This is a genomic window from Enterobacter sp. BNK-18 (assembly GCF_047456135.1).
Taxonomy (GTDB): Bacteria; Pseudomonadota; Gammaproteobacteria; order Enterobacterales; family Enterobacteriaceae; genus Enterobacter; species Enterobacter ludwigii.
In genome coordinates this window covers 2,224,284-2,235,135 of record NZ_CP179899.1, presented here as the reverse complement: position 1 = coordinate 2,235,135, position 10,852 = coordinate 2,224,284, and the positions used below count along the sequence as shown (strand labels likewise).

Annotated in this window: 9 protein-coding genes; 8 read left to right on the top strand and 1 reads right to left on the bottom strand. The window is 49.4% G+C overall.

Going from position 1 to position 10,852, the window contains the following annotated elements:
- Window positions 1–42 precede the first annotated feature (42 nt).
- The 8 genes from ecpA to ACMGG3_RS10820 all read left to right on the top strand — a co-directional run bounded on the left by ecpA (window position 43) and on the right by ACMGG3_RS10820 (window position 9,337).
- Window positions 43–627, top strand: a complete 585-nt coding sequence (ecpA, locus tag ACMGG3_RS10855) for a common pilus major fimbrillin subunit EcpA (RefSeq protein WP_020883247.1) — start codon at window positions 43–45, stop codon at window positions 625–627.
- Between the two features lie 51 nt (window positions 628–678).
- On the top strand, window positions 679–1,356 hold the full coding sequence (locus ACMGG3_RS10850) for a hypothetical protein (protein ID WP_032680622.1): 678 nt from the start codon (window positions 679–681) through the stop codon (window positions 1,354–1,356).
- A 55-nt stretch (window positions 1,357–1,411) separates the two neighbouring features.
- Window positions 1,412–3,904, top strand: coding sequence for a TcfC E-set like domain-containing protein (locus ACMGG3_RS10845; RefSeq protein ID WP_414149889.1), 2,493 nt, complete (start codon window positions 1,412–1,414; stop codon window positions 3,902–3,904).
- Window positions 3,905–3,908: 4 nt separating this feature from the next.
- Window positions 3,909–5,525 carry a fimbrial protein gene (locus ACMGG3_RS10840; protein WP_414149888.1) on the top strand — a complete coding sequence of 539 codons (1,617 nt, stop codon included), beginning with the start codon at window positions 3,909–3,911 and terminating at the stop codon, window positions 5,523–5,525.
- On the top strand, window positions 5,522–6,217 hold the full coding sequence (locus tag ACMGG3_RS10835; RefSeq protein ID WP_138614345.1) for a molecular chaperone: 696 nt from the start codon (window positions 5,522–5,524) through the stop codon (window positions 6,215–6,217). Before ACMGG3_RS10840 ends, ACMGG3_RS10835 begins: the two co-directional genes overlap by 4 nt.
- A 96-nt stretch (window positions 6,218–6,313) precedes the next feature.
- Window positions 6,314–7,042, top strand: coding sequence for a winged helix-turn-helix domain-containing protein (locus tag ACMGG3_RS10830; protein ID WP_014170839.1), 729 nt, complete (start codon window positions 6,314–6,316; stop codon window positions 7,040–7,042).
- Window positions 7,017–7,490 carry a hypothetical protein gene (locus tag ACMGG3_RS10825; protein WP_020883251.1) on the top strand — a complete coding sequence of 158 codons (474 nt, stop codon included), beginning with the start codon at window positions 7,017–7,019 and terminating at the stop codon, window positions 7,488–7,490. The genes ACMGG3_RS10830 and ACMGG3_RS10825 overlap by 26 nt, the downstream gene beginning before the upstream one ends.
- Before the next feature lie 359 nt (window positions 7,491–7,849).
- Window positions 7,850–9,337 carry an EAL domain-containing protein gene (locus ACMGG3_RS10820; RefSeq protein ID WP_414149887.1) on the top strand — a complete coding sequence of 496 codons (1,488 nt, stop codon included), beginning with the start codon at window positions 7,850–7,852 and terminating at the stop codon, window positions 9,335–9,337.
- Between the two features lie 41 nt (window positions 9,338–9,378).
- Here the strand turns inward: ACMGG3_RS10820 and yegD are convergent, their stop codons facing one another.
- Window positions 9,379–10,731 carry a molecular chaperone gene (yegD, locus tag ACMGG3_RS10815; RefSeq protein WP_414149886.1) on the bottom strand — a complete coding sequence of 451 codons (1,353 nt, stop codon included), beginning with the start codon at window positions 10,729–10,731 and terminating at the stop codon, window positions 9,379–9,381.
- Window positions 10,732–10,852: the final 121 nt, after the last annotated feature.

Sequence of the window (10,852 nt, the reverse complement as noted above, 5' to 3'; positions counted from 1 at the left end):
TTAAATGGCACCTGGCAGTACGTTTGTTCTCAGGAGATGAAAATGAAAAAATTATTACTGGTGGCCTCTCTGGTTTCTGTATTTGCTGCTGCAAATGCTATGGCTGATGTTACGGCATCTGCCACCGCATCATGGGATGCAACGGCAACGAAAGATACAACCAGCCTGCTGGTCGTGACCCCATTGAACTCGCTGACGTTCCAGTATGCAGAGGGCCTGAATGGGTTTAACACTCAGGATGGCGCTTTTGATGTGACGATTCAGGGACAGGAAAGTGCAACCGATTTTGAACTGACTGCTCAGGTCATCAGCAATACGCTGACCAATGCAAGCGGTGATGCATCTACCCTGAATGTGGGCGTGGCATGGAATGGTCAGGCGCTGTCTAACTCTGCCGAAACTGTTCTGGTGAATGCGGCTTCCACTTCAGGTCTGGAAAGCCTGCTGGCCGATGGCGCCTATAACGGCGCTGAGCGTGTAAGCGATCAGTCCAGCTTCAAATTCTCCATCGCTTCAGCGACTTCTGACGGTTCGACTGCTGTAACTGACTATTCTGCGCTGCCGGATGGTTACTGGACGGGTGACGTAAAAGTTCAGTTCAATGCAACCTGGACCACTCCAGCGTAATGAATATTAATTCGGGAGAGGCTCTCTCCCGAATTTCTCAGGAATGCACTGATGAAGAAATATTTGCCACTCGCAGCGCTGGCAGGGATGGCTATATCCTTTTCCAGTCTGGCGATTAATGTGGGTGATATCACGTCGATAATGACGGCCGATCAAAACGCGTTATCAAAAGAAATTATCAACACCACTGATTCCGCCCGCTATGTGAGCGTTACCGTAAAAAGGCTCTCTTCACCGCTGCCTGACGGAACAGAAATGCAATTTGAAACGTCGGGAGAATTACTTTCTACACCGGCGAGCCTTATTTTACCCGGTGAGGCAAAAGATGTTTTTCGCTTTTTCTATAAGGGCCCTGAAGATGACAAAGAACGTTATTACCGGCTGCAGTGGGTTGACGAACCCGTAAGCGAAAGCGCATCGACTAAGGCTGGCAAAGCCGCGATTGCGACGGCGTCGGCAGAAATCGGGACAATTCTGGTCGTGGCGCCACGCAAGGAACGATTTGAATACGGTCGTGACGGGGATGTCATCACCAACAAAGGCAACGTCTCGTTTCGGGTCATTGCTTACGGAGCCTGCAAAGAGGCGTCACAGGATCGGGGACGCGGGTGTCGCGAGCGTTATTACGTCATGCCAGGTACAAAAATAAGATTGCAGAAAAGCGATGTGTCAAACAGTCGCACCCGCATTGGGATTTGGCATGGCAAGCAATTTATTACAGTGAAGTAATACACGGCGTCATTTCCGGTACCAGTAATAAAAATACCGAAAAGTAAGGATGCGTATGTCTTTTAAATATCTTATAGGAGGGAGTTTATTACTCTCTTATGCGCTAACATCAGGGGTTGCGCATTCTGCACCGGTTAAGATTGGTAATTATGTTATTCCAGGGGCATTCGCGCGTTCTCTTGAACAGGGGATGACGGTCCCCGTTTATATCCGCTACCAGGAGACGGATACAAAAAGCCAACAAAAAATTGCTGATGCGGTCATCTCGCTGGTTGAGGGAAATGTCGTTGTAAAATCCATTATGGTTGCCGATTTGCCCAATAACGCGGTGCTTTCAGAAAAAACGCGCGAGATGGTGGAAAAAATAGGCGATGCGAAATTTATCGACAATACCTCTCTTGCCCTTTCGCGAGACGCACGGCTGAAATTAAACGTCTCCTCTTTTCATCTGGAGATGATTGTCAGCCGGGATGCCCTGACTGAAGCGGTAGTCGCCCGCAGTTCATTGCTGGGACCGTCCAGCGTTGATCGACTGTCTACTGTGCTGAATTACAACTTTGGTACCTATTACAATGACTACCGCAATGGCAGCAGCTCTCGCAGTTATTTAACACTGGATAACACCACCTCGTTGAGAGAGCACCACCTCAATATCAATGGCTCGGTCTATGGTATTGGCGAGAGTAACCGCTCCAGCAAACTGTATCGTGCCATGTATGAGCGCGATTATGAGGGTTATCGTCTGGCGTTGGGCATGCTCGACACCTGGAACGTTCAGTCGATCGCCAGCCTCAATGCGCTGAATGGCGGCAAGATCTACGGCGTCAGCTACGGCAATAAAGGCAGTACGGTGGTTGAAAACACCTCCCTGTCCTTGATCCCAATAACCATATTTTTACCGTCTGCCGGCGAAGTGCATGTGTTTCGTGATGGGCGCTTGTTAAGCGTTCAGAACTTCAACATGGGCAGCTACGAAATTGACACCAGCCGGTTCCCTTACGGTGTGTATGACGTCACGGTGGATGTCGTGGTAAATGGCCGGACGGTGAACACCCGCGTCAGTCGGGTGAATAAAATATTTGCCCGCCAGCAGGCCGCAGGCCTGCATGAAGTCGCATGGCAAATTTTTGGCGGTTCACTTGATTACGACCGCGTGAGTTATAAACGCAATCATTACCGTGATGCCGGCAGTGAACAGACCTGGATTGCGGGTGGTGCGGCCTCGTTAACCCTGGCAATGCTCTCCGGGCTCACCCTGAAAACGACAGGTTATGGGTTTGATGACAATGCCGTCAATGAAACGGACATTACTCTTAACGTCAACGAATATGTCAGCGTCGGGACACAAACGCTGGTGGCGAACGACGGAACATGGCGCAACGTCAGCAGCGCCAGTCTTAATGCTCCAGGCGGGTTTGGCTCGCTGTGGGCGTCGCGGGAAGACAGCAAAATCGGTAACCGTCTGCCGGTGCAGGAGCGGGATAACTATTCGGTTGGCGCAACATTGAACCTGAGCCGGTTTATTCCGCACGGTGGCACGTTAACGGTCAGCCAGACCGAAAACCGCTATTCCGGTAATACCTACCGAAACCTGGATTACAGTACCACCCTCTATGCGGGACGGTACGCCACAGTGGGGTTACGGGCCGGGATACAGCGCTATTACTACAACAATACGAATGATGACGGACGTCAGGAACGCTATGTCAGCCTGGATTTATCGCTGCCGCTGGCCTCGTGGATGAGTGTCGGGGTTTCACGCGATCGCTACGGCGCAACACAGGGCAATATCAGCGCGCGTAAACAATTTGAGGATAGCGTCATTACGTCTGCAGGCATTTCCGCCTCGACTCGCCTGAGTGGAGAGCAGAACTACGACAACAATTACGCTGTAAATGGCAACCTGAGTTATGACACCCGCTATAACGGCGGGACGGTTTCGGTGACCCGTTCAGCGGACAACTCGACCAATATGAACTTCTCCTCTCAGGGTTCCGTTGCCTGGGCGGGTGGGGATTTTGGTCTGAGCAAAGAGCGACAGCGCTCGGGCATTATTGTGAAAACCGATCTTGTGGGTGATGGAAAGCTGGCCGCAAAAATAAATAACCGAAATTATATTCTTAGCGGCAAATCGAGCTTTATTGCACTCCCGCCTTACGCGCAATACAAGCTGGAAATTATGAATGATAAAAACTCTGAAGACAGTTTTGACATTGTCTCGGGCCGTAAACAGGCGCTTAACCTTTATCCCGGTAACGTCGGCGTGGTGTCACCTGAGGTGAAAAGCATGGTGACCGTGTTTGGCCGGGTGCGATATCCGAATGGTGAACTGGCGTCAAATACGGACATTCATAACCACATCGGCAAAACGCGCACCGACGCGAAAGGTGAGTTCGCCATTGATATTGATAAGAAGTATCCCGTTATTACCCTGGTGTCCGCCAACGGTAATATCTGCGAAGCGGATTTAGATCTGGAAAAAGCCAGGGGCGCTGCGTGGGTAGGGGATGTTAAATGTGCACCGCAAACCACGATGGCGCAGAGATAATGCTATGAAAAAAAGTGCTTCCGTTTTTATTTCGCTCCTGTTTTTGGCGGGGTTGATTCCCTTCACCGCAAGGGCACTGACCGCCTCATCGTCAGGGGCGATCAACAACACGTTTTTATTTATCGAGAACGACATTGACGGTGAGTATTTCATTACGCCGTCCGCGTTAGATCCCCGTTTCAGCGGCTCAAATACCTGGGTTAAATACGGTACCTCCCAGGTCAGCCTCGGTTATCTGGGTTATGTCATTTGGACTACGCCGGCCAATAATTATCAGGATATGTGGATTGATAATTCGCCCATTGATGCTCCTTTCACAGGAATACGCTGCTACCGAGGTTCGCAGTGTCCGACGACGGGCTACATTGCCGGGCAGGGGGTGGATAACAATGGTTTTTACCACGCGCAGGTTGGATCCGTGGCGGGGGTTATTGGCGGAGCGTATGGCTTTGCTTCGCTGAGCAACTCAGCCTATGAGTATTTTCGTAATATGCCGACGGGTGGCAGCGAAACCTATGTTTTTAACCGCTGCTATACCTCGGTTAACTATGATTACGCCTCAGGACAACGCTGTAAGGATCAGACCACAGGTCGCTGGAATTACATCAATTACACGTTAAACAAGCGGGGACATCTGGCGCTGGAATCAACAAGTGCCTTTCAGGAGCTGTGGATCGCCAGTGATGGAACCCCAAGCATCACAAATGATTCCGGATCCTGTGAGCTGGGTGTTGTCAGTAACGTTGATGGCGTAATTTGTAAAATGGTCAAATACAACCTTGAGCAGACACAAAATTTGACGGCATCGTTGACGTTTAGAGCGTATATCGATTCTGCTGCGTTGGGTTTTACCCCTTCCGCAACCACCGTGAAATATTCAGGAAATGGCTCGACATGGTATAACTTCAGCGCCTCGACGGCGTATTACAACGTCTTTTCGACATCTGGCCAGTATATCTATGTCTTTTTGTCGAAAACATTCCTTAAGAATCTGGTGGATGCAGGCGTCAGTATTACCAACAGCCAGCCCTTTACGTTTGCGTTTACGAATGCATTAACCCCGGAGTCAGGCTATTACCAGTTTACCCCCTCTTTGCAGCTCAATATTGTGCCGAAGGAGTATGGGATTAGCATTGTCTCATCGAATAATACGGCCTCTGCCAGTGGAAGCGGCACCATCGGAGATGACGCGCCGATTGAGATGGATTACGTCGTCACCGTATCGGGACCTCGTCAGGCTGACAGTATTACGGCCCAGGTTATCGGGGACAGCACGACAATCAACGATACCCCTTACTGCCTGTTTACGTCGGCCCAGGGGGGGATAAACGTGCCTGTCCCTGCCTATCTGCAATACAACACCGCGTCGGGAAGCCCTACTCAGGTGAGGAACAGCTGCAGTGAAAATGCCATTAGTCTGAACGATGCGTTATGGCAACAGGTGCCATGGGATGCCAACAACACGGATGATGGCAGCTTTTTCAGCACCAACTTAACGCTGCTGTTCCCGATGAATGATTCCCGCTCAGCACTGACGGTGGCTGGCGCTGACTGGGAAGGCGTGGTCAGCGCCAGTGGTGAAATCAAAGTCACCGCGAACTGGCTGGGAGTAACAAAATGATGCGCTGGCGGAAGGTCGCGGAGGGTGTGGTGGGACTCTGCATTGCGCTTTACACGCTTTCTGCCCACGCGCTGTATCTGGACTCCACGATCTATGATATCCCCGCAGAGCGGTCGTTCATTAGCAAACGTATTTACAACGACAGCCACAAACAGAATGTGTACAGCATTTCGGCGATTAAAATCGATCGTCCAGGACCGGGTGGGGAAAAGCGTCTGCCAATAGAGGACGGGGAGTTGCTGTTTACACCGCTCACGTTTTCGCTCGCCCCGGACGCCGGGGAGTATTTTAAGATCTTCTATCGCGGGCCCGAGGATGACAAAGAGCGTTACTACCGGATTCAGTTTCGCGAGATGCCGGTAACGCTGTTTGCTGAACGTCATTCAGGCAAAGCAAGTGAAGCTGTGCCCGCTATTGCATTGGATACGATACTGGTGGTCAGGCCCAGAAAGCTGACGCTAGGTTATACTCTGGATGAGCAAAAAGGGGTGCTGACAAATACCGGCAATACGTTTTTCAGGATCATCGTACACAAGGGATGCCAGTCAACCGATGACGAGGCGACGATGCGCTACCTGCTGCCTGGAGAGACCTACCGAAGCAGCGCGTTAAACACTAAAAATAAAAAATTCATCGTTGCGTTGAAAAAATATATACCGATAGGCGATGGTTGTTTTAAAAATAACAGTTAAAGTTTAAAGAAACAGTTCTTATATTGCTAACTGAACTCTGGGAATATATTCTGTACTGCGTGCTGGCATTGCCGCCGATAATAAAAGAGTTCCCGGATGAAAAAGATAATCAATGATCATATTGTATACGATTCAGAGACCAGAGCACTAAGTGTACAGGGAGAAAGAGTGGTTCTGTCCGCTGCAACGGCAAGATTACTGGAGCTCTTTATTGCGAATAACCGCAAACAATTACATCGGGATCTGATTATAGAAGAAGTGTGGGGAAGGTATGGGTTGATCCCATCAGGTCACAGTCTGAATAAAAATGTCAGTATTTTGCGCAAAACGTTAGCAGAACTGGGAATGGATAATCTGATCGCAACTATCCCCCGAGAAGGATTTGTTTTTCAGGCGCAGATCGAAAACGTAAAAGAAGATGCGTTGCCGCATAGCATTACTGCATTAACCTCCGCCACCAAACCCGGGTTAAGGCGATACGGTAAAACGATCGTTGGCGGAATGTTAGGCATCAGCCTGGTGATATCTGGCTTTGTCCTTCTGCCAAAATTATTACGAGATACCGATGGTGTCGTGCATGTACAAAAATCCGGTTCCTGTGAAATATTTACGACAGATGATAATTCAGTTGAGAAAATATCCACTTTTTTGAATTCATCCCGATGGCAGCAATTCAAATCTATCTGTAAGGGAAGAAATAAGGTCATTGTGTTTTATGATGACAATGGATTGTCTGCGGGTAATAAACTAAAGGAATCATTTTTCAGTATATGTACGTTAGGCTCCCGGGGAGTTGCACATGCGTGCGAAAATTATGTATTTTAGTCTTGCCGTAGCGCTTGTTATTATTTTTTTGTTTTTATTTAAACGTCATGAGGTTCCGGCAGCGCTGGTATGCTCAGCGAAGAACCATCTTGTGCTCAATACGCAAAAAACAGGTATGCACATCGAAGGGGAGGTATTGCTGGTTTTCAGGATATCATCTGCTGAAGAGGGGGTATTGTCACAAGTGGGCGTGATTAATGTTAATGGGAAAAGCTACGCCATTAACCGTTCCACGATGCTTAAATTTTTAGGTAATGATAGTGACGGCTACATACGTACCCAACGGGTTTCTGTGATCAAAAATGATAATGATGATTTGCCTGATGAGATCACGGGATTAATTATGTCTAAGCAACACAACTTCTATTATAAAATAATGCATATTGCGCACAATGTGTACGGTATACGCGATTTGCGACGCACCCTGTTGGTGTGTCGGGCAGCGTAATCCTCAGAATAGGGTATCGTCTTCTTCTGAAATAATAACCTATGTGTCGCATCATTTATGGTTTTTTATTCTGTTAAAGTAGTGTTTATTATCACTAGAGTTTGTCAGAATGTGAATATAAGCGCATAAGTTTGTACTCATTTCGGACCTCAGAATTCGCTACCGATACAGCAAGAATATTCTTATCATTTCCCCTGCGCTCAGTTTTATTGCAAGGGGGATGAGCTACTACACACTATGCAATCTAAAGGCATTTTATTTGTTTTACCTTAAGTCTATGTGAATACCAGGTCAATTGTGAATACACTTTCCTGTTCGGGAAGGCTGCGTTTTACAATGAAAACGTGATGGTGATTATTATGAATAAGAAAAAGGTCTTCCTGCTCAGTTATGACATTTATCTTTTCGCCGGGCTTAGGGCTTTTTTGCCTAATCTGGTACTGGTCGACAGTCAGACATTTATTTCAGAGTCAGACCTTTCTTTTCAGCAATACAACTCCTGTCTGTTAATTGTTGATAACCGGATGCCCTTTTTCCTGGTGAAGAAATGGCTACATCGTAACAGTAGCCAGTTTATCATGGTAAACAGCGTTGTTCTCAGGGTGAGCGAAAATGAGTGTATTAATCGAGGCTATGAATACAGTACCTCAATTGATGTAACACTGCATTATACGACCGTCATCGATATACTCACGCGTATACTGATGACCACCCCGCAACCGGAATCACGCGTAAAATCAGATGAGCTGGACGTTTTCGCGTTAACCGAATTTGAGGCAGACATGCTTAATGCCATGATGACGAAAGAGGGGCAGGCCGAATTCTGCCGGGCAAATTCATTGACCACAAAATCCCTGTATCGCTACCGGGATAAAATAACGCACAGGCTTGGTTTTAAAAATTTTATTGAATCTATTATTTTTCTTATCCGCAATGGTTTCCTGACTGAAAGAGATGTGGGGCAGAACAGTACGTTAATGCGCAAATCCACCGGGCGTAGTTATGATAATAATGATGCGGGGCGCCTGAGTCTGGCACTCAAAAATGATGAAATTTTACCTTATTATCAACCCGTTGTCGGTGCAGGTGGTGAGCTGTGTGGTATAGAGATTTTGGCCCGCTGGCCATTAGGGCATAATTACACGATTTCGCAGCGAGAATTTATTCCGCTGGCAGAAAGCTGTGGCCTGATTAACGAACTCACCAGCTATTTAATGCATAAAGTTGCCAGTGACTTAAAGCAAAAGAATAACGGGTTAAATACACCGCTGTTTGTGGCGTTTAATGTCAGTCCAACCACGTTAAGTAACCCGGTATTTTATTGGGAGTGCCTCAATTTTTTAGAGCTGACAGAATCGTTACCGGTGAAGCTCATGATTGAGATCACCGAAAATCAAACGCTGGCCGTGACGCCTGCAATAAAAGAACTGATCCGTTCACTGCGTAATCGCGGGGTGATGTTTGCTCTGGATGACTTTGGTACAGGATACGCGAATTTATGCTATCTGAATGAACTCGAACTGGATGTCATAAAAATTGATAAGACCTTTATCAACGCTATCCAGGCTGATAACCAACCGCTGCCGATGCTGGAATCGATTATTAATCTGGCGATGATTCTGGGGCTGCGTACCGTGGCGGAAGGGGTGGAGTACGCTTATCAGCGAGAGTGGCTTATCAGCAAACAGGTGGATTACCTGCAGGGGTATCATTTCCTGCCCCCGGTGCCGTTCGCTGATTTCCGGCGATTTGTCGAGCAAAGCCAGCCGACGACACGAGAAGCGGCATGCAAAAAGGGCAGCGTGCTGCCAGGTAAAAAGGAAAATGCGCGTTTTAACGCGCTGTAAACGACGGAAGCCCTGCGCATTTCGAGGGCTTCCGTCGGGGCTTAACGGAACATCACCTGTGCCCAGCGGGCCAGACCTGCCGTTACAGAGCCAAAGTCATCGCCACCGGCAATCGGAATACCCGGAAGCTGTTCCGCAAGCGCTTTCTTGATAAGCGGTGAACGGGCGCTACCGCCGGTCAGGTAAATCACATCCGGCTTCTCTTTACCATTCTCCAGCGCCAGTTGCACCTGCTCGAGGATCCGCTGCAGCGGCTGGGCGAGTGCCGTTTCCAGCCCTTCCTGCGATATCGCGGTCGCCAGCTCATCACTGATAAAAGGTAATGAGACAGCGTGTTCAGCACGGTCAGAGAGGGCGATTTTGCTCTCTTCAGCGGTACGCACCACGCGATAGCTGAGACGCTGACGCCACACTTTATAGAGCAGGGCGACTTTATCCGCGTCCTGCGCGTCGCGTACCAGATCGTTCAGGAAGCGCCCGTTCGCGATGCTGTAAAAATCACTCTGCGCCGGAACGTCGTTGATGGCGATGGCGTTCCACCAGGGCAGAATTGGCAGGGCAATGCCTTTTTCGGTTTGTCCGCCCATGCCGAGCAGCGGCATCAGGCTTTTAAATGCCAGAGCAATGTCCAGGTCGTTACCGCCTACGCGGCAGCCGCTGTGGCCCAACAGGCTGGTTTCGCGGTCACGACGCTGATGCCATTGTGGCCCCATCAGCAGTAAAGAGCAGTCGGTGGTGCCCCCGCCGATATCCACAACGAGCACGCGTTGCTCTTGCGTTAATGTGGCTTCAAAATCCAGTCCTGCCGCAACCGGCTCATACTGGAAGACCACGTCACGGAAACCGGCTCGGTGTGCGGCGCGCTCGAGGATCCCCTGCGCTTGCTGGTTAGCCTCTTCACCGCCCAGACCCTGGAAGTTGATCGGGCGACCAATAACGGCCTGCGTGATGGGATCGGGTACCTGGGTCTGCGCCTGGTTACGGATGTGCAGCATCATGGCGCACACCAGGTCTTCGAACATCGCCACCTGCTGTGGTTTTAACCCGCTGGCGCCCAGAAACGATTTCGGTGATTTAACGAAGTAAACCTCTTCCGGATCGTCAATGTAATGGCCCAGCGATGAGAGGCCAAACTGCACGCTGGAAGGGGTCACGTCGATATCTTCGTCGCGGTTAAAACTGACCGCCCGGCGCAGCAGCGCCTGGGTTTCCGCCGCGGTAGCGGGCACCTGATGATGACGGAACAGCCATTCGCTGACCGCTTCGCGAGTGGGTGCGCAGAGCATTGATGGCAGCAGCGTGCTCTCTTTTTCCATCTTCAGGAGCTGTGGTTGCCCGTTTTGCATAATGGCAACCGAACAGTTTGCCGTACCGTAGTCAAATCCAATAAACACGATTAATCCCCATGCCAGTGAGAAGGGGCGAGACTTTAGCGAAATGTCTGCCTGGCGACAACAGGAATATGAAAGCAAGGCGAAACAAGGCCTTTCGGTTTATGCTGAGGGGAACAAAAAA